13 protein-coding genes are annotated in these 20,138 nt (G+C 45.3%); 12 read left to right on the top strand and 1 reads right to left on the bottom strand.

Annotation, left to right across the window (positions count from 1 at the left end; genetic code table 11):
* Window positions 1-380 precede the first annotated feature (380 nt).
* On the bottom strand, window positions 381-3,935 hold the full coding sequence (gene nifJ, locus GWP43_RS11425) for a pyruvate:ferredoxin (flavodoxin) oxidoreductase (RefSeq protein ID WP_162664262.1): 3,555 nt from the start codon (window positions 3,933-3,935) through the stop codon (window positions 381-383).
* A gap of 223 nt (window positions 3,936-4,158) precedes the next feature.
* Here nifJ and GWP43_RS11420 point away from each other — a divergent pair, with 223 nt between their 5' ends.
* From GWP43_RS11420 to GWP43_RS15300, 12 genes are all read left to right on the top strand, one after another.
* Window positions 4,159-5,946 carry a DEAD/DEAH box helicase gene (locus tag GWP43_RS11420; RefSeq protein ID WP_162664261.1) on the top strand — a complete coding sequence of 596 codons (1,788 nt, stop codon included), beginning with the start codon at window positions 4,159-4,161 and terminating at the stop codon, window positions 5,944-5,946.
* Between the two features lie 15 nt (window positions 5,947-5,961).
* The gene (gene pepT, locus GWP43_RS11415) at window positions 5,962-7,170 is read left to right on the top strand and encodes a peptidase T (protein WP_162664260.1); all 1,209 of its coding nucleotides are present in this window, start codon (window positions 5,962-5,964) and stop codon (window positions 7,168-7,170) included.
* A gap of 148 nt (window positions 7,171-7,318) precedes the next feature.
* Window positions 7,319-9,409, top strand: coding sequence for a methyl-accepting chemotaxis protein (locus GWP43_RS11410; protein ID WP_162664259.1), 2,091 nt, complete (start codon window positions 7,319-7,321; stop codon window positions 9,407-9,409).
* A 233-nt stretch (window positions 9,410-9,642) separates the two neighbouring features.
* A complete protein-coding gene (locus GWP43_RS11405; RefSeq protein WP_162664258.1) occupies window positions 9,643-10,863 on the top strand; it encodes an ABC transporter substrate-binding protein in 1,221 nt (406 codons plus the stop codon).
* Between the two features lie 182 nt (window positions 10,864-11,045).
* Window positions 11,046-11,969 (top strand): carbohydrate ABC transporter permease, encoded by a 924-nt coding sequence (locus GWP43_RS11400; RefSeq protein WP_162664257.1) that lies wholly within the window; start codon window positions 11,046-11,048, stop codon window positions 11,967-11,969.
* Window positions 11,966-12,790, top strand: coding sequence for a carbohydrate ABC transporter permease (locus tag GWP43_RS11395; RefSeq protein ID WP_162664256.1), 825 nt, complete (start codon window positions 11,966-11,968; stop codon window positions 12,788-12,790). Before GWP43_RS11400 ends, GWP43_RS11395 begins: the two co-directional genes overlap by 4 nt.
* On the top strand, window positions 12,787-14,484 hold the full coding sequence (locus tag GWP43_RS11390; RefSeq protein ID WP_162664255.1) for an amylo-alpha-1,6-glucosidase: 1,698 nt from the start codon (window positions 12,787-12,789) through the stop codon (window positions 14,482-14,484). The genes GWP43_RS11395 and GWP43_RS11390 overlap by 4 nt, the downstream gene beginning before the upstream one ends.
* A gap of 247 nt (window positions 14,485-14,731) precedes the next feature.
* Window positions 14,732-17,821 carry a glycoside hydrolase family 2 TIM barrel-domain containing protein gene (locus GWP43_RS11385; protein WP_162664254.1) on the top strand — a complete coding sequence of 1,030 codons (3,090 nt, stop codon included), beginning with the start codon at window positions 14,732-14,734 and terminating at the stop codon, window positions 17,819-17,821.
* Entirely contained in the window at window positions 17,818-18,693 is an 876-nt protein-coding gene (locus GWP43_RS11380) for a carbohydrate ABC transporter permease (RefSeq protein ID WP_162664253.1), read from the top strand. Before GWP43_RS11385 ends, GWP43_RS11380 begins: the two co-directional genes overlap by 4 nt.
* The gene (locus tag GWP43_RS11375; protein ID WP_230977695.1) at window positions 18,690-19,628 is read left to right on the top strand and encodes a carbohydrate ABC transporter permease; all 939 of its coding nucleotides are present in this window, start codon (window positions 18,690-18,692) and stop codon (window positions 19,626-19,628) included. Before GWP43_RS11380 ends, GWP43_RS11375 begins: the two co-directional genes overlap by 4 nt.
* A complete protein-coding gene (locus tag GWP43_RS15305; protein ID WP_269138858.1) occupies window positions 19,609-19,953 on the top strand; it encodes an extracellular solute-binding protein in 345 nt (114 codons plus the stop codon). The genes GWP43_RS11375 and GWP43_RS15305 overlap by 20 nt, the downstream gene beginning before the upstream one ends.
* A gap of 49 nt (window positions 19,954-20,002) precedes the next feature.
* Window positions 20,003-20,104, top strand: a complete 102-nt coding sequence (locus tag GWP43_RS15300; protein ID WP_269138857.1) for an extracellular solute-binding protein — start codon at window positions 20,003-20,005, stop codon at window positions 20,102-20,104.
* Window positions 20,105-20,138: the final 34 nt, after the last annotated feature.

The following is a 20,138-nucleotide window of genomic DNA, read 5'->3' as shown; positions in this document are numbered from 1 at the left end:
ATTCAAAACGGTTTTTCAAGAGCCCGGATGGGGTTAATTACACCGCAGCTTTCAAAAACTTGTCAACGAAAAATATAAAAATATGTGGGATATGAAAGGAGATGGTTTTTCAATACTCTTGCGGCTTATCTTGCTGCCTTAAACTATTTGCGGCGGAGCTTCGGGATGCTGGTAGGAAACGCCGTGTTTTTCGGCGCGGCATATCGGAGATGAGTCCTTCTCCACGAATAAAAAAGGCGCTGCAAAACTTTTACAGTGCCTTTCATAACAAAGCCGTTTGCCTCCAACCGGAAGCAAGCGGCTTGTTTTTATCGTTACATCACTGAATACCTCTAACAATCTCGTTTGATCGTTAGAGGTTTTCTCTATTCAGTATCCGCTTAGAACGGGCGGTCGGCCAGATACTTATACTCCTGCCAGCGCCGCTTTGCCTTCGCAACCGCTTTATCAAGCAGCATTTGAGCGCGTTCGGGATTTGCATTCTTTAACGACTTGAAGCGTACTTCTTTGTACATAAAGTCTGCAAGGTTAAAGTCCGGCTCTTTGCTGTCAAGCTGGAAGGGGTTCTTACCTTGATCTGTTAAGCGCGGATCGTAGCGGTACAACGGCCACAGACCGCAGGTAACGGCCTCTTTCTGGTTCGACATACCCTTCGTCATGTTGATACCGTGGTTGATACAATGGCTATATGCGATGATGATCGAAGGCCCGTCATAGCTTTCCGCTTCACGGAATGCTTTGATAACCTGCGACATATTTGCACCCATGGAAACCTGTGCAACATACACATAGCCGTAGCTCATCGCCATCATACCGAGGTCTTTTTTGCTGGTCTCCTTACCGGATGCGGCGAATTTTGCAATAGCGCCGATCTGGGTAGCCTTTGACATCTGACCGCCGGTGTTGGAATACACCTCCGTATCGAGTACCAGTACGTTGATGTTTCTGCCGGAAGCAAGCACGTGATCCAAACCGCCGTATCCGATATCGTATGCCCAACCATCACCGCCGAGTATCCATACGGAACGCTTAACAAAGTGATCGGTCAAGGACAACAGCTCTTTTGCAAGCGGGTCGGAAGATTTTTCCAATTCCTTTTTCAGATCGGCAACAAAGCCGCGCTGCTCATCGATTGCCGCATCATCGGCCTGCGTATTACTCAATACCTTATCAATAGCGGCAACGGCAACACCTTTTGCCTTGAGCTTACCGGCAACTTCGCGCGCGTATTCCGCAAGCTTATCGCTGGTTAAGCGCATACCGTAACCGAATTCGGCGGCATCTTCAAAGAGGGAGTTTGACCATACCGGTCCTCGCCCGTCCGCACGTTTTGCATACGGAGTTGTGGGGAGATTACCGCCGTAAATGGAAGAACACCCGGTTGCGTTTGCAATAACGGCACGATCACCGAAGAGTCGCGACAGAACACCGATATAGGGAGTTTCACCGCAACCTGCGCAAGCGCCGGAGAACTCGAAGAGTGGGCGGCGCATACCGATACCTTTCGGCTGGCTCAAGTTGACCTTGCGCGTATCGGGGTCGGGAAGGCTCATAAAGAACTTCCAATTTTCCGATTCAACAGCACGGTGCTCGACAAAGCCTTCCATATTAATCGCTCTAATCGCCGGATTTTCCTTAGACTTTGCAGGACACTGCTCCACGCAGATACCACATCCCGTACAATCTTCGGGAGAAACCTGAATGGTAAAGAGGGAATTATCGAATTCCTTGCCCTTATACGGTATAGAGCGGAATGCGGAAGGCGCATGGCCGATATTGGATTTATCGTAGACCTTCATTCTGATAGCAGCATGAGGACACACAATGGTGCACTGACCGCACTGAATACAGAGTTCGCTCTTCCAAATCGGTATATGCTCTGCAATTGCACGTTTTTCATACTGAGTCGTTGCAGTCGGGAAGGTACCGTCTGCCGGAATTTCGCTCACCTTTACCGCATCACCTTCATTGATAGCGATTTTGCCTAATATTTTGCGGACAAACTCCGGCGCATCGGCGCTCATTGCGGCATGGCGAGAAAGTTTACTCGTTGCCTCTTTGGGATAGGTAACCTGTTCAACCCCTTCAAGCGCCATATCGATGGTCTTGATGTTCTTCTGAACGATTTCCGATCCTTTCTTGCCGTAGGATTTTTCGATAAATTTCTTAATCAGCGCTACCGCTTCGTCCTCGGGCAAAATACCGAAAATCTTAAAGAATGCGGTCTGCATAACGACGTTGATACGGTTGCCCATACCCGCTTTTTCCGCAATCTTGACACCGTCGATAACGTAGAACTTCGCTTCTTTCGCGATAAGGTCTTTCTGCACTTCTATCGGCAGATGCTCCCATACTTCATCCTTATTCCAGTGGCTGTTTAAAAGGAAAGTACCGCCTTTTTTAAGACTCTTGAGCATATCGTAGGTTTCGAGGAAGGTGAATTTATGACACGCAATAAAGTCTGCTTGTCCGACGAGGTAGGGCTTGCGGATCTTTTTCTTGCCGAAGCGCAGGTGCGATGTGGTAATTGATCCGGACTTCTTGGAGTCGTACACAAAATAGGCTTGCGCGTTGTTGTCGGTCGCTTCACCGATAATTTTGATGGAGTTCTTGTTAGCGCCGACCGTACCGTCCGAGCCGAGCCCGTAGAACATCGCCTGATGCATACCGGAATCGTCAACATGGAAGTGATGATCGTAGGCAAGGCTTACATGCGTTACGTCGTCTTCGATACCGACGGCAAAGTTGCTCTTCTTTTCTCCTTCCATATTATCGAATACGGCTTTAACCATTGCCGGAGTGAATTCTTTTGAACCCATACCGTAGCGACCGCCGAGGATAACGGGATAGTGAGTAAAGGGGCATTTCTTTGCAGCCTGCATTTCACCGATTGCAGTGCGCACATCTTCGTAGAGGGCTTCGCCGAGCGAGCCGGGTTCTTTCGATCGGTCGAGTACGGTGATATTCTGTACGGAAGCGGGTAATGCTTTTACAAAAGCTTCCGCGCTGAAGGGGCGGTATAAGCGTACTTTCAGTAAGCCGTACTTTTTACCTTGGCTATTCAGATAGTCTACGGTTTCTTCTACCGTGTCAGCACCTGAACCCATCAGAATGATGACCGATTCCGCATTGGGATCGCCATAATAGTCGAACAAGTGATAAGCGCGTCCGGTTAAGGTCGCGTATTTATCCATAACCCGCTGAACGATTTCGGGGGTTGCCAGATAGTATTTATTAACCGCTTCGCGCGCTTGGAAGTATACGTCGGGGTTCTGAGCGGTTCCGCGAATCATCGGTTTTTCCGGCGTTAAGCCGCGGAGACGGTGTGCGCGTACCAGATCGTCATTGACCATCTGGCGCATCACATCCTGCGAAACTTCTTCAATCTTCTGAATTTCGTGAGAGGTTCTAAAACCGTCGAAGAAGTGGAGGAACGGAACGCGCGCTTCAAGCGTCGCAGTATGAGCGATAATCGCGAGATCCATAACTTCCTGTACGGAGTTGGAAGCCAGCATTGCCCAACCGGTTTGGCGGCATGCCATAACGTCCTGATGGTCGCCGAAGATGGAGAGTGCGCTGGTTGCCAGAGCACGGGCTGCAACGTGGAATACCGTGCTGGTAAGCTCACCGGCAATTTTGTACATATTGGGGATCATCAGTAAGAGACCCTGTGATGCGGTAAAGGTTGAAGAGAGCGCTCCCGTGGTTAATGCACCGTGAACGGCTCCGGAGGCTCCTCCTTCGGATTGCAGTTCGACGACTTGCGGCACGGTTCCCCAGATATTGGTTTTTCCGTGGGCGGAATACTCATCGGCAACTTCCCCCATCGGGCTTGACGGCGTGATAGGATAAATTGCGATAACTTCGCTGAGTGCATGCGCGACATGACCGGCGGCAGTATTACCGTCAATCATTACGAGGTTTTTTTCAGGCATAGTATCGTCCTTCTAAAGTATGGTGTGAATGGGTGCGTATACTATATTATTCAATATAATATATCCAATTTGCATACAGCATAGTCTTTTAATGCAAAAAGTGCAAGAGTTGGACAATAGTTTCTTTTTGCCGTTTAAGTGCATTTTAAACGGAGCTTTATCGAGGTAAAAATCTTTTAATCCGCTATTCATGATTGCCCCTGTGTGCTATACTCACCGACAAATGAATTTTTCTAATTGTAATCTTGATTCCACTCTTTTACAGGGGCTTGAAGAAGCCGGTTATATTGAATGCACGCCTGTTCAAGAGCAGGTGTTTTCCGCAGGAATGGACGGTTCCGATCTTTATGTACAATCTCAAACAGGTACGGGAAAAACAGCTGCGTATCTGGTAACACTGATGCAACGGATGCTTGCTGCAGGAACCGAAGACCGCCGCCCTGCTTTGATTCTTGTTCCCACGCGGGAACTTGCCGTTCAAGTTGAAGAAGAAGCGCTTAAATTAGGTAAACATACGGGGATCCGTGCCGCGAGCTTTTACGGCGGCGTCGGGTATCAGCAGCAGGAAGAAGCGCTTAAAAACGGAGTAGACCTTATCATCGGTACCCCCGGTCGCGTTATCGATCTTGAAAAATCAAAAACCATGAAGCTGAAAAACGTCGGCTTTTTAGTTGTTGATGAAGCAGACCGTATGTTCGATATGGGCTTTTATCCCGATTTGCGCAGCCTCCTTTCGGTATTGTCCAAGGCGGAAGAGCGGCAAACGATGCTGTTCAGCGCGACCTTAAATACATGGGTAAAAAACCTTGCATGGGAATACACCATCGATGCAAAAGAAATCACCATCGATGCGGATAATGTGACGGTTGATGAAATCAATCAGAAGCTGTTCCACGTGGCTGCGGAGCAAAAGATGTCCCTGCTGCTCGGTATCTTGCGTAACGAAAAACCGGAGAATGCTATCATCTTCTGCAATACCAAAAAGACAACGGAGATTGTTGCAAAGCGGCTGCGCATTAACGGCTATGCGACGGAGTTCCTCATCGGCGATTTGCCCCAACCGAAGCGGCTGCATATTATCGATTCGTTTAAGGCGGGTAAACTCAGCTGTTTGGTTGCAACCGATGTCGCGGCGCGGGGAATCGACATCAACGACCTCGCAATGGTTATCAACTACGACCTTCCGAATGAAGCGGAGAACTACGTACACCGAATCGGCAGAACGGCGCGGGCGGGAAAGACCGGCGCTGCGTACAGCCTCTGCTCGGAACAGGATGTGTACAACCTTCCCGATATCGAAAAGTATATAGAAGCAAAGATACCGGTTGTTATTCCCGGCGAAGAGGATTTTGAAAAAGACCGCAGCGCCGATCAGTATATACGGCTTGACCGCGATTCCTTTGACGAAGAACGATCCGGCGGACGGTTCGGACGCAAACTGCGCCCCGGCGAAAAGTTGAGGCGGGAAGAGAGAGACTCCCGGCGCGGCGCTAAAACAGCGAAACCTGCGTCCCGGCTTGCCGATTCCAAACGCAAAAAGAAAGGCACGCAGGGAGAAGACAAAACCGATAGAAAATCTGCCGACTCACTCGGCGGTTTGAGCTTTGAAGAGCGGATGGCATATTACAAAAACCGGTACGGAAAAAAACTTGCCTCACAGGAGAGCGCCGCCCTTGCGGATACCAACGAGGGTACGGAAAGCGCCAAAGAAAGCCGCAATGCTCAGCCTGCTGCCGACAAGAAAGGAAAGGCGGGAGCCCCAGTAAACCGCGCTAAAAACCGGCAGGGACAGCCTGAGAAAAAGCGGCGCAAAGGTGATAAATATGTTCCGTCTCAAACGGGCGATACACGGCAGGGTTCAAAGCAAAAGAGACGGCCGAACCAAGACCGAATGCCTGAACAGCGGAGCCGAACCGGAAAGGCGCCGGTACAGTCTTCGGCACAAGCCCAGCCGGTAAAACAAAAAACAGGTATATTCGGTATGCTGAAAAAACTGTTTACCGGAAAGTAAGGAGTGATGAGAGATATGGATGCAGTAAAACGCTTTTTTAAATACATTGCAGTCGATACCAAATCGAATGAAGATAATCCCGAATGCCCCAGCACCAAGGGACAGCTTGAGCTTGGAAAGATGTTAGTGCAGGAATTGCACGAGCTGGGCGTAGCCGATGCCGAACAGGATGCGCACGGATATGTCTACGGAACAATCCCTGCCAACACCGATAAAAAAGCGCCGGTTATCGGATTTATTGCACACATGGATACCGCGCCCGACTTGGACGGAAAATGTGTCAATCCGAAAATTGTGCACTACACAGGCGGCGATATTAAACTGAACGAGACCTATTCGCTGACGGTAAAGGAATTTCCGTTCCTCAACAAACTTATCGGCGAAGACATTATCACCACTGACGGCACCACGCTTTTGGGTGCGGATGATAAATCGGGCATCACCATCATCATGGGGATGGTTGAATACCTCCGCGACAACCCGCAGGTGCAGCATGGTACGATTAAAATCGGCTTTACCCCCGATGAGGAAATCGGCAGAGGTGCAGACCTCTTCGATGTAAAAAAATTCGGTGCGGATTTTGCGTATACCATCGACGGCGGAGAAATCGGCGAGTTGGAGTACGAAAACTTTAACGCTGCAAGCGCTAAAATCGAAATTCAAGGGAAGAACGTCCATCCGGGTACGGCAAAAAATATCATGATCAATTCGCTGCGAGTTGCCGGCGAGCTGGACGCTATGCTGCCGGTAGAACAAAAGCCCGAATATACGGAAGGGTATGAAGGCTTCTTCCTCCTTACTCACCTTAACGGCGCAGTGGATCACACCTCCATGTCGTACATTATCCGCGACCATTCTACCGACAAATTTGAGCAAAAGAAGACGCTGCTGCGGAATGCCGTTGCTTTTTTGAACACAAAATATGGCGCCATCATCACGCTTTCCATTACAGACAGCTACTATAATATGCGCGGACAAATTGAACCGCATATCGAAATTATCGACCTTGCGAAGAAGTCTATGGAAGAGATCGGCATCACGCCGATTATCCATCCCATCCGCGGCGGGACGGACGGCGCACGGCTTTCGTTTATGGGACTCCCTTGTCCGAACATCTTTGCCGGCGGCTTTAACTTCCACGGCCGTTTTGAGTGCATCCCCGTAAGCTCTATCTATAAAGGGATCGATTTACTCATCCGTATTATCGAAAATGCCGTAGGGTAAATAGGCTGTGATTGTTAAAAATAGGTTTGTTGTAAGCTACCTTGGAATAATTGACATGATATAATAGATAATGATAATAGATATTATGTAATTAATAATCGTTCTACCGCCTTGCGGCCATATTCGTGTTCTAGAGTGAGGATAAGCAATGAAGAAACAACTCGGCTTGCAAAAAAGACTGATTATTATTTTTGCAATATTTATTGTTACGGTATCGATTTTGCAGACTGTTTTGGCAGGCAGTATTGTCAGACGGGCCATTACCGCAAAAGTTATGGAATTACTGCAAAACAAAGCAACTACAACTGCCGAAAAGATCGATCATGAAATTGAGGATCTTTCCTTCTGGTTGGAAGGAGTTGCCGATACGCCGGTTCTGTTTGATGAAAGTTTAACTATTCAACAACGATTGCAAGAAATCGATTTCCTGATTAAACGTCAACCCTCCGTAAAAAACTACGGTATGGCAGGTATGGACGGCAACCTCATCCGTGCGGACGGGAGTAGTTTTTTTTGCGGCGATCAACCGTGGTACAACACGGTGATGAGCGGAACACCGTTCTTGTCCGAACCCTTTCAAGCAGGAAAAGATGTTTTTCTTATCTCGTATGCAATTCCTATGTATGATAAAGATAAGCGGATTAGTGGCTTTTTTTCTATTGATATAGACGGGCAATATCTTTCCGATATCTGTAAAACGGTTACCGTTGGTGCAGGCGGTTCGGTTTTTATCGTCGGGACGAGTAGGAGAGTTATCGGTGATACCGATTTTAGTCGCGTTACAGCAAAAACGTCCATTAGCGAGGCTGCGAAGACCGATAAGGACATGGCTTCGTTATCTGTGCTTGTCGAATCGGTTTTTAGCTCGGATGATGTCGTGAACGGTTCGGGTTCGTATAACGGAGAAGCTCAATTTGTCGTAGGCAAGAAGATGAAAACCGGATGGGTTGTAATGCTGCGTGCACCGGCTAAAGAATTTTTAAGCGATGTCCGTATATTGAACCGTTGGATGTATCTGATCGGTATTGCAATGCTGCTTATCGCTGCTCTCGTAGTGTATTGGTTGTCACGTCGAATTATCAGCCCGATTGTACGTGTCGCAGCCGCATTAAAAGATATTGCACAGGGCGAAGGTGATTTAACCGTCAGTTTGCCGGTAACCGGCTTGGATGAAATCCGTAATCTTTCAGAATATTTTAACCAAACGATCGGAAAAATCAGAACAGCTATTCAATCCGTTGATAAAAATGCCGGGGCAATGACAAAGATAGGCGATGAGCTTGCCCAAAATATGTCTGAAACCGCCGGCGCTGCAAATGAAATCAGCACTCATATTGAGGACGTAAAGAGGAAGATATTTACCCAGGCCTCAAGCGTTACCGAAACATCCGCAACTATTGAAGAGATTATTCAAACCATTAAACAATTGAACACCAGTATTGCAACTCAAGCTGCGAGCGTTTCGGAATCTTCTTCGGCTATTGAAGAGATGGTTGCCAATATCGCTTCGATTACCAAGACTTTGGAGAGGACCGATGAATCGATAAAATCACTTGCATCTGCGACCTCCGACGGTAAAGAAACGCTGCACAGCTCCAATGCCATTACGCAAAAAATCGCCGAAGAGTCGGGCAGCTTAATAGAGGCGAGCGGTGTTATTCAACATATTGCCAGTCAGACAAACTTGCTTGCAATGAATGCGGCAATAGAAGCTGCCCATGCCGGCGAGGCGGGGAAGGGCTTCGCGGTTGTTGCCGATGAGATACGCAAGCTGGCCGAAGATTCGGCAACACAGGGAAAAACCATTACAACGACGCTTAAACAGTTCGGCACGGAAATCGAAAGCCTCTCAAATTCGGCACAAAGCGTTGAAGAAAAATTTAATGCCATTTTTAATCTGTCGGAACAGGTTAAGATGATGAGTAATCAACTGACCGAGGCAATGCGCGAACAGGAAAATGCCAGTAGGGAAGTGCTTACCGCAATTAAGAATATCAATACGGTTACAGTAGAAGTTAATAGCGGTTCTGCGGAAATGCTGAAGGGCGGTGAAAAAGCTGCAAAAGAAATGGCGATACTTGACGACCTTACCCGCGTTATCACCGGCAGTATGGATGAAATGACGTCGGGTGCATCATACATCAATACGTCTGTCCAAGAAGTTAACCAAATTACCCAGCGTAACAAAGAAAGCATCGCCGGTCTTGCTGCCGAAGTAAGCAAGTTTAAAGTCAATTAAAATAAATAGGGGAGGGACTTTTCTTTTTTTTCGATAAAAAGAAAAGCCCCCCGCTTGAGTTGCCTTCATTAAACTTTCAATAGACATAAAACCACATAAATAAAAACTTGACAAATTTACTTGGTAAATTTACAATATATTTACTAAGTAAATTGACGTGTGTGCATAATGCGCACGGCTAAAAACTCTTTTGGAAACCAATGTTTCCTGCAAAAACCTTTATGGAGAAAGGTATGAAAAAACTATTCATTGTAATGGCGTACATTATTGCCTGTGCCGTATGCGTTACAGGCTGTTCAAAACAGGACTCTAAAACCTCCGGTAAAACGGAAATCAGATTTGCTTCGTGGGACAGCGCCGAAACTTTGGAAGCTCAGCAAAAACTGGTTGACCGCTTCAATGAAACTCATAGCGATATCAAAGTTTCATTGGAAGCCTACGGCGACGATTACGACACCAAGATCAGCGCCGGTATGGGATCGGGCGACGCACCGGATGTTATGTATATGTGGAACTACCCAGCCTATTATGAAGGCTTGGAAAATTTGGAACCGTATATCGAAAAAGAAGGTAAGGCCTATAAAGAAAATTTCTATGAAGCCCTGTGGCCGTACAATCAAATGAAAGGAACAATATACGGTATGCCGGTCGGTTTTACCACACACTGTCTGTATTTTAATAAAGATATTTTCGATAAAGCGGGGCTGGCATATCCCTCTTCCGATTGGACATGGGATGATTTGCAAAAAAATGCTCAGCTTATCACCGAAAAAGTTCCGGGCGTAAAAGGATTCTCATTCCAGTTAAAGGCAGATCCGTACGATTTTGAAATGTATCTGTGGAGCAACGGAACAAGCTATATGGATAACAACGGAAATACCGACGGATACTTGAATTCTGCCAAGAGTATAGCCGTATTCGATATGTTCCAAAATATGGAAAAACAAGGATGGGCTATTGCAACCGAAAAAGGCGGTTCGGACGAAATGAGCGGCGGTAAAACCGCTATGTATGTTTACGGGGGTTGGGCGATTGCACGTTTTAATCGAGAAAACTTGAATTACGGTATTGTCGAAATTCCCGCCTTTGCAGGAGCAGGCAAAGATTCTGTCAGCATCCTCAGCAGTTCGGGAGTATCGATTGCCAAAAGTTCAAAACATAAGGACGCTGCGTGGGAGTTCATAAAATACTGGACAGGTTCCGAATTAAACAAAGAGCGTATCGGCTATGAGCTTCCCGTTTTAAAATCCGTTGTTGCCGAAGAGGATATTATGACCGACGACAAAACCGCTCCTTTTTACACTATGCTTGAACATAGTGCAGGCTACACTCCTTCGGCCTTTATAAGCCCTACCTGGTCTGCTCTGTCGGATGAGTTATCCTTAGCTTTTGAAAGAATCTTTAATCCGACTACATTGGAAAGCAGTGCAAGCGTTCTAAACGAGATAAAATAAATACGCAGCACATAAAGCAGTTCGCATTTTAAGGTAACCTGTTCTGAAACTGAAGTTTCCGAACAGGTCGACTGTAGTGCGAAACCTCAAGTATCGTACCCTGATGCTCTGCGTCGGGGCATGGTGATTTAAAATTTTACAGTATTTTTTCAAGATAAGGACATTAGGAGGAATTTTTAAAAATGAAAAAAAAGAGCGTAATAGCTCCCTATCTTTTTATTTCTCCATGGGTGATAGGATTCATTGTTTTTACCGCAGGGCCTCTGCTGATGTCGCTTATTATGAGCTTTTTTGATTGGTCTATTACAAAGCCCCCTGTTTTCACCGCCTTTAAAAATTATATTACAATGTTCACGCAGGATAAGCAGTTTTACCGTTCGCTGTTTATTACATTAAAATATGCCGTTATTTTTGTGCCGCTGAATATGTGCCTCGCGCTGTTTTTGGCACTGTTGATTTCTCAGCCGGTCGCGGGCGTTAAATTTTTTAGAACAGTCTTTTATATCCCCACCGTTATTTCGGGTGTTGCCGTTTCGATTGTGTGGGGATGGCTGTTGAATGCCGATTACGGCATTTTCAATTATCTTTTGTCTTTAATAGGTATTTCCGGCCCTAAGTGGCTGTTAGATCCGTCGTGGGCATTAGTCGCCGTTGTGTTAGCAAGTGCCTTCGGGGTCGGCACGATGATGCTCATCTTTTACGCAAATATCAAAACCATTCCGGCGGATTTATATGAAGCTGCCGACTTGGACGGAGCGGGCGTTGCGCGTCAGTTTTTCAGTATCACCCTTCCGATTATTACGCCGACCATATTATTCAATTTGATAACTTCGTTGATAACGGCATTTCAGCAGTTGACATTGGTTATGCTGCTGACCGGCGGTGAGCCGTTAAATGCAACGTACTTTTACGGATTGTACGTGTACCGCAATGCATTTAAACATCACCGTTTGGGTTATGCCTCTGCGAATGCATGGGTTATGTTCATCATTATTTTGATATTGACGATGTTGGTGTTTAAGTCTTCTTCCGCATGGGTGTTTTATGAAACCGAGATCAAGAAAGGGAAACGTGGGACTGTTGAATTGTCAGGAAGGAAAACATGAGGCTGTCGAAAAAAAGTAAAATACTGATATACACTCTGCTGATAGCAATTGCTCTTTATTTTTTATTTCCGTTTATATATATGCTGCTAACCGTGTTTAAAACGGAAGCGGAGGCAAATGCGTATCCGCCCCGCTTTTTTCCTAAAGAATGGCGATGGGGTAATTTTGCTGCTGCATGGAAGTCCCAGCCCTTCGGGTTGTATTTTTTTAATTCGGTTCTTATTACGGTTATGACGACGATCGGGCAGCTCATTGCCTGTTCTTTAACTGCATACGGCTTTGCACGGTATCGGTTTAAAGGTAAAACCGTTCTGTTTATCATCATGCTTTCTACGATGATGATTCCGTGGGATGTAACAATGATTCCGCTGTATATGGAGTTTAATCTTTTCGGTTGGATCAATACGTTAAAGCCGTTGATTGTGCCCGCCTTCTTCGGTTCGGCCTATTATATTTTTTTGATGCACCAATTTTTAATAGCGGGCGTTCCGCGCGACTTTGAGGAAGCCGCCCGTATCGACGGTGCCCATGCGTTTCAGATTTATGCACTGATCTTTATGCCGATATTAAAACCGCAACTTATTTTAGTTGCAGTTTTAAATATGCTGACGGTATGGAACGACTATCTCGTCCCGCTTATTTTCTTGCAGAGTAGAGCAAAGTATACGCTCGCGTTGGGACTTGCGTCGTTTAAAGGTGTGCATGATACGCAGATTATTCCCATTTTGTGTATTACCGTCATTATGATTATCCCGCCTATTGTGTTATTTATGATCGCACAAAAATACATTATCGAAGGCACCTCAGGAGCAATAAAATGAATACATACGGTTTTGCGTATGGAATTGATACGGTACCTTTCAGTGCACGCGGTTCGTATTTTGCCGTTTCGGAAAATGAAGGAAAAGTATATATACGGGATCTTCACGGAGGGGACGGTGCCGATTCAAATATCTATGAACTTTCGATAGACGGTTATGTATGGAAAAACTTGATATGCGAAAGAACGGAAACCGTTCTTTCATTTCATGCTCAAGATGATGCCGCCTGTTTTGTTATGCTGTTATGTACTGCGGATGATCGGCTTTTTATCAAAGCTGCCGGTTTTACCATCCGTTTAAAAGGAATTACGGACGGCGCATACGATACGCTTGTGCAGGTTTCCGAAGGGGAATATGAACATCAGCTGTATGATAAACAATTAAAAATATGCGTGTCGGTTTTGGAAGGGCGCTGCACTGCAACATCAACGTGGGGAGTACGAGGAAGCGCCTGTCCTGTACTTACGGTTAATGCCGATGGGCAAGCTGCCTGCGCCGTGCTTAGAAGCACAACCGTTTCTTTTCGTCCTGATGTGTGCACAAGGGACGACTTTGATAAAGCGGAGCAACAGCTTGCAGCCGAGTATGATGAATGGAAACGCCGCTTTCCCTGCTTCATCGAGGCGTATCAAGAAAGTCATTCGCTTGCCCGTTATATTGTATGGAACAATACCGTCCATGCGCAGGGAGCATTAACCTGCGATGCCGTATATATGTCTAAAAACACCATGTTCAATATTTGGAGCTGGGACAATTGTTTTACGGCGCTTGCACTGGGAGGCGTATATCCGGAGACGGCCTACGGACAGCTGAAAATCTTTTTTGACACACAGGATGTATTCGGTGCATATCCCGACTATGTTAATAATGCATTCGCATCATTTAACTGTTTAAAACCGCCTATCCATGCATGGGTATATCACAAATTGCTGGAGGCAAATCCGCTTTTTTCCCGCATGGAATACTTTATGCCGGCGTATAAAAGGTTTTGCCGTGCCGCGCTTTACTGGCTTGACCGCCGCCGCCCGAACGGAAGCGCTTTTCCGCTGTACTATCACGGTAATGATTCAGGTTGGGATAATGCTTCCGTTTTCCATGAAGGTATTCCGGTGGAATCTCCCGACTTAAGCGCCTTCCTCATTCAAAAAATGGATATCTTATCCTCCTTTGCGCAAAGGCTTGGCAATGATACGGAGGCTGTACAGTGGAAGCGGCGGGCTGATGAGCTTTTTGCCGGCTTTATGGACAGGTTTTATGAGGATGGCGCTTTTCATGCATGGAATACCGGTACGGGCAGTAGAATTAGAACGGGACATTCGCTGCTGATGTATCTGCCGTTAGTTATTGCCTACCGCATGGATAAACGGATTGCCGATGCATTAGTGCATGATTTGGAACAAAACTTTGAAGCTCCGTTCGGACTCACTACCGAGCAAAAAAACAGTCTGCTATATAAGAAGGGCGGCTATTGGCTCGGTCCCCTGTGGGCGCCTGTAACCTATTTGTTTATCGATGCACTAAGAGCGAACGGATATCCCGATTTCGCAAAACGTTTGGCGTACCGTTTTTTTGAGGTAACAAAAATCGGTTTAATGGCAGAAAATTACGATGCGTTTACGGGCTGCGGGTACGACGATCAGGCTTTCACATGGCCAGCCTGCGTATTTTTGCAACTCGAAAAAGAATTCGCATAAGAGAACAGGACAACCGCAATCGAAATATTGCAAGCGGTATTCCTTCTGCGTGAAATTTTGTCCAAAATTTCACGCAGTTTATTTTACAAGAAGAGCAATCGCATCAGCTCTGTAAACCAAATGCCGCAGAAGAATGGAGGTTGGACAACCATTTGAACCGCAGGTTCAACTCTGGTTGGACGGACTCCATTCTTCTGCGGGGCTGTTAACAAACAGGCTGATGCAATTGCTCTGAAGAAGGAAGTAGATGGAACGGCAAAAAAAACGATGGGAAGATGAAACGCTTTTACACATTGGGCGGAGGGAAGCGCAGCCGCATCTTATGCGCAGCGGTATGCAGCCTACCGATATATCGCTGAACGGCGAATGGGATTTTTTATACCTGCGTGCGCCGGAATTTTCGCCTGAAGGTTTTTTTGAGAAAAACTTTACGACAAAGGAATGGAATACGATACCGGTGCCTTCATGCTGGCAGATGCAGGGATACGGGCAGATGCATTACACGGATGTGTGGTATCTGTTTCCTGTCAATCCCCCGTTTGTGCCGAGTGAAAACCCAACCGGAATATATCGCCGTTCTTTCACGGTGCCTGATACGTGGCAAGACGGTAAAACAATACTACGGTTTGACGGTGTCGGCAGCGCATTCGATGTATGGATAAACGGCATTCATTGCGGATATAGCAAAGTAAGCAGGCTTGCTTCCGAATTCGATATTTCACATTGCGTGGTTATAGGTGAAAATCAAATCACAGTACGAGTTTACCAATGGTCTGACGGTTCGTATTTGGAACGGCAGGATATGTGGGTATTCAGCGGGATACTTCGCGATGTAACGGTGTATCACGAGAGTACATGTTCAATTTCTACTTGCTTTGTTTGCGGCGATTTAAAAAACGGATACAAGGACGGTGTGTTATATGCCGATGTTCTGCTGAGTGCAGAAGCCGAAGGTGCAGATTATACGGTAGAATATCATCTGTCGGAAAAAGACAGCGGACGGGAGATAGCACACGGCTACGCTGCCGTTCAAGATAGTACCTGTAATACAATGCAGGAGGGTGTTCAAAACAGCGGTACGGTATTCTGCTCGAATAACTGCAATTCCGGACTCAGAGTGATACGCGAAGAAATTGCCTCGGTGCATACATGGACTGCTGAGACTCCTTTTTTATATTGCTTACAGCTGGAACTAAAAAAAGACGGACGAATACTTGACACTACAGCGCTGACGCTCGGTTTTAGAAAAATTGAAATTATTGACGGTAATTTTACCGTAAACGGAAAAGCGATATTGTTGAACGGTGTCAATATGCACGATTTTAGTCCGTCCGGTGGCAGTACGGTAGATAAGACCGTTGTCGAGCAGGACATCATATTGATGAAGCAGCATAACATCAATGCCGTTCGCTGCTCTCATTATCCCAAGGCAGATTATTTTTACGATTTGTGTGATACCTACGGCTTATATGTTATCGATGAGGCCGATTTGGAATCGCACGGTTTTGAATGGATACAAGCGACGAATTGGCTTAATGAGACGGCATCATGGGAGCTCGCCTATATCGATAGGTGTGAACGGATGGTAAAGGCTCATTATAATCATCCGTGTATCCTGATGTGGTCGATGGGAAATGAATCGGGCATGGGTACCAATTTTAAAAAAGCTGCAGACCGTATCCGTTTGCTCGATAAAACCCGACTCCTTCATTATGAGGGTGATAGTAATGCGGAAATCGCAGATGTGTATTCAACAATGTATACCCGTTTAAATCGGCTTCAAGAAATTGCCGAAGGTAATGACGCGCACGGTAAACCCCATCTGCTTTGCGAGTATGCTCATGCGATGGGAACGGGGCCGGGCAATCTTGAAGAATATCAAAACCTGTTCCGCCGGTATAAAAGATTGCAGGGCGGTTTTATTTGGGAATGGTACGATCACGGGATTCAAATCACAAAAGAAGATGGGAGTATAACGTATTATTACGGTGGTGATTTCGGTGACGAACCTACTAACTCCAATTTTTGTATCGACGGTTTATTAATGCCGGACAGAACGCCGTCCACAGGCCTTTTGTGTTATAAAGAAGTTATTGCTCCGGTAGATTGCTATCCGGCAGATCTTGCCAAAGGGTTGATTACAATCCGGAACCGCTACGATTTTACGGATTTGCATGATATTGCTTTATATTGGCAGGTTGTATCTAACGGTACGGTATATGCGAGCGGCATAATCGATACGTTGACCGCCACTGCGGGGAAGGAAGAGACAATCCGTATTCCCTATTCCTTACCCAAAGAATCATTTGAAGCATATTATCTGAATATACAATTTACGCATAAACACAAGACCTTATATGCGGATTCGGGTTTTATTGTTGCAAAGCAGCAGCTCTTATTACCGGTCGCGCGGATACCTCGGCAGCGCTTACACGACACGGAACACGGTTTGCAAATATCAGATGAACAGACAAAACTTATTGTGTCCGGCAATGAGGTGCAGGTAGCGTTTTGCAAGGTAACCGGTAGACTGCTTGAATATACGGTAGATGGAATAAGCTATCTATGTGAAGGTTTTACTCCGAATGTTCGGCGCGCGTTGATAGACAACGATATGTATAAAGTTAAAGATTGGAAGGAGAAATATTTTATACATAAACAACAAGAACAGTTGGAAGCCTTTACCTACAGTTCCGAGAAAAATTATGTAGCGGTACATATTTCCACACATTTCTCCTTTTTAAATCAAGCATTCGGATTTAAATGCGAATACCGTTACCGAATATTTCCGGACGGGGAGATTGAATTTGACTTGCAAGCACGTTCATTTGCGTATACCGATTTTGTTCCTCAGATGATTCCGCGTGCGGGAATAGAATTCAGTATGCCACTGCAATTCAACCGTGTTACATGGTACGGATTAGGTTTCGAAGAAAATTACTGTGATATGAAAGCCCATGCTCAAAAGGGTGTGTATTCCGCGTCCGTGCAGGACATGCATACCGAATATGTTAAACCGCAGGAAAACGGACACCGGGAAGAAGTCGAACGGCTCCTGTTGAGCGGCTCCGGTAAAGGTCTGTTATTCAGCTTTGAAAATCCGGTAGGGATCAATGTACATGATTATACAATTGATGCGCTGGAGAAAGCTGGCCATATCGGCAACATAGAAAAAGCCGGAAGAGTAGTGGTGCATATCGATGCAAAACACAGCGGCCTCGGTTCCAACAGCTGCGGCGAAGAACAAATGTATAAAAACAAAACCCGCATTAACGATTTTGCAATTACAATGCGTTTCCGCCCTGCTAATCCGACAGATTTCGTGGAGAGATTATGACGAAAAAAAATATTATTACCAAGCATAATGTTCCGTATATTCTCCTTGCACCGACAATTATTATCTTTGCCGTATTTATGGTTTATCCCGTGTTTCGTTCTTTATATTTAAGTTTTTACGAATATCGCGGAGGTACCTATGAATTCATTCATTGGGAGAATTATATAAAACTATTTCAAGACGGAATCTTTTTTAAATCGCTTTTTAATACTTTTGTATATCTATTAATTCAAGTGCCTGTTATGGTTGTGGGAGCTTTATTGATTGCAGTGCTCATTGAGCAAAAATTCATCCGCGCAAAAGCCTTTTTCCGTGCAGCAATATTCTTGCCGTCGGTAACCGCCTTGGTAGCCTATGCTCTTGTATTCAAAGTATTAATGAATTCCGATTACGGCTTGATTAACTATGTACTAAAGGTTGTAGGTTTGCCGCCGGTTAATTGGTTTTACGGCGAATGGAGTGCACGGTTTGCAATTATCATTGCAATAACGTGGCGATGGCTTGGTTATAATATGATCATTCTTCTAGCAGGTATTCAAGCAATACCCGAAGAATTAACGGAAGCAGCGCAAATCAGTGGCGCATCATTTTTCCAAATATTGTTTTATATAACTATTCCGATTATTAAACCGGTTATTTTATTTTGCACGATAACTTCTACTATCGGGACTCTCCAGCTTTTTGATGAACCTTTTATTTTGACAGAAGGTGGACCGAACAATGCGACATTAACAGCAGGGCAATATTTATTTAACAACGGTTTTACTTATCTAAAATTCGGCTATGCTTCCGCTATCGGTTATGTGCTTGTCGTGCTGATTGCAGTATTATCCGTTTTGCAATTTAGGATAACGGAAAGGAGCGACACATGAAAAATAAAAGAGCGGGAGAAATCCTTTGTTTAATTATTTTGATTATTGCGACCTTTTTAGCTTTGTTCCCCTTTTATTTTATGTTTGTTTCGGGGACAAATACTAACGCGGATATTCTTGCTGTGCCGCCGCGCCTTGTACCCGGATTTGAATTGATACGTAATTTTCAACTGCTGAGTAAAAAAATAGGGTTATTACGCAGTACATGGAATACGCTGACCATTTCGGTTATCTATACTGTCGTATGCACTGTCTTATTTTCTGCAGCCGGTTATGCACTTGCACTATTTTCATTTAAAGGGCGCAATGTTATTTTCGGTTTTATTTTAGCATCCATGATGATCCCTGCATTGGTTATGTATGTACCGCTTTTTGAAATGATGATTAAAATCAATTTAACAGATACCTATGCCGGTGTTGTTTTACCGCTCCTTGCAAATGCATTCGGTATCTTCCTTATGCGTCAAAATATGCTTCATTTTCCTCCGGTTTTACTTGAGGCCGCACGGATAGACGGCGTAGGTGAATTGGGGATTTTTGCTAAAATTGTATTGCCGAATGTAAAGCCTGCCTTGGGGGCGCTTATTATTTATATGTTTACCAGTATGTGGAATAATTTTATGTGGCCGCTTATCATCCTTGGCAGCAAACGTTTGTATACTCTGCCGGTCAGTCTCGCGATGCTTGATGGGAATCCTACAAACAAAAAATTATGCAGTTATACTTTTAGCAGCTGCTATCGCAACGCTGCCGGTGTTATTGATATTTTTTATTTTTCAAAAACAGTTTATCGCCGGCGTCATGGGAGGCGCCGTAAAAGAATAAGCGGTGTTCGGGAAATGATTCTCGAATATAAGGAGGAAAAAATGACAAAGCGTATTGTAAGCGGCTTGTATATTGCCGCGGCAGTTTTTTATGCTGTTCACCGGGTGTAGAGGAAAAAGTACCGCAAATAAAGCGGAAAATCAAACCGTTACCATTTCAGTTTGGTCATGGGATGTTGCGTTAATGCAGTTGCAGAGTGCAGCGGAAAAATTTAAGCAGACACATCCTAATGTCGAATTTGAATTTGAAGAGATGGGAACGGATCAGATTTATAATAAGCTATCAACATCTCTGGCAACAGGAAATGGAATCGCTGATGTCGTTTCGATAGAAGGAGATGTGTTTGCCGGATATGTCGATAAGTTTCCTCAGGGCTTTCTTGACTTAACGGATGTTGTCGACGAACGGAATTTTCTACCGGTAAAAAATCGGTGAGGTAAAATTTAACGGAAAAATTCATGCGTTCCCGTGGGATGCGGGGCCCATGGGATTATTTTATCGCAAAGATTATTTTGAGCAAGCCGGTGTAAAGGCTTCCGATATTGTTACATGGAGTGATTTTATCGTTGCCGGAAAAAAAAAATAAGCGCCGTATGTAAAACACCTTCGGGGAAAGCGGT

It is taken from the genome of Treponema vincentii (assembly GCF_010365865.1).
GTDB lineage: Bacteria > Spirochaetota > Spirochaetia > Treponematales > Treponemataceae > Treponema.
The sequence above is the reverse complement of the archived record's forward strand: the minus strand, read 5'-3'. Positions and strand labels throughout refer to the sequence as shown.

Excerpts from the sequence above, each read along its gene's own strand:
- GWP43_RS11375 (WP_230977695.1), top strand. The coding sequence starts at position 18,690 with ATGAAAAATAAAAGAGCGGGAGAAATCCTTTGTTTAATTATTTTGATT.
- GWP43_RS11395 (WP_162664256.1), top strand. The coding sequence starts at position 11,966 with ATGAGGCTGTCGAAAAAAAGTAAAATACTGATATACACTCTGCTGATA.
- GWP43_RS11390 (WP_162664255.1), top strand. The coding sequence starts at position 12,787 with ATGAATACATACGGTTTTGCGTATGGAATTGATACGGTACCTTTCAGT.
- GWP43_RS11380 (WP_162664253.1), top strand. The coding sequence starts at position 17,818 with ATGACGAAAAAAAATATTATTACCAAGCATAATGTTCCGTATATTCTC.
- GWP43_RS11410 (WP_162664259.1), top strand. The coding sequence starts at position 7,319 with ATGAAGAAACAACTCGGCTTGCAAAAAAGACTGATTATTATTTTTGCA.
- GWP43_RS11385 (WP_162664254.1), top strand. The coding sequence starts at position 14,732 with ATGGAACGGCAAAAAAAACGATGGGAAGATGAAACGCTTTTACACATT.
- nifJ (WP_162664262.1), bottom strand. The coding sequence starts at position 3,935 with ATGCCTGAAAAAAACCTCGTAATGATTGACGGTAATACTGCCGCCGGT.
- pepT (WP_162664260.1), top strand. The coding sequence starts at position 5,962 with ATGGATGCAGTAAAACGCTTTTTTAAATACATTGCAGTCGATACCAAA.
- GWP43_RS15300 (WP_269138857.1), top strand. The coding sequence starts at position 20,003 with ATGGGATTATTTTATCGCAAAGATTATTTTGAGCAAGCCGGTGTAAAG.
- GWP43_RS11420 (WP_162664261.1), top strand. The coding sequence starts at position 4,159 with ATGAATTTTTCTAATTGTAATCTTGATTCCACTCTTTTACAGGGGCTT.
- GWP43_RS11400 (WP_162664257.1), top strand. The coding sequence starts at position 11,046 with ATGAAAAAAAAGAGCGTAATAGCTCCCTATCTTTTTATTTCTCCATGG.
- GWP43_RS11405 (WP_162664258.1), top strand. The coding sequence starts at position 9,643 with ATGAAAAAACTATTCATTGTAATGGCGTACATTATTGCCTGTGCCGTA.
- GWP43_RS15305 (WP_269138858.1), top strand. The coding sequence starts at position 19,609 with ATGCTGTTCACCGGGTGTAGAGGAAAAAGTACCGCAAATAAAGCGGAA.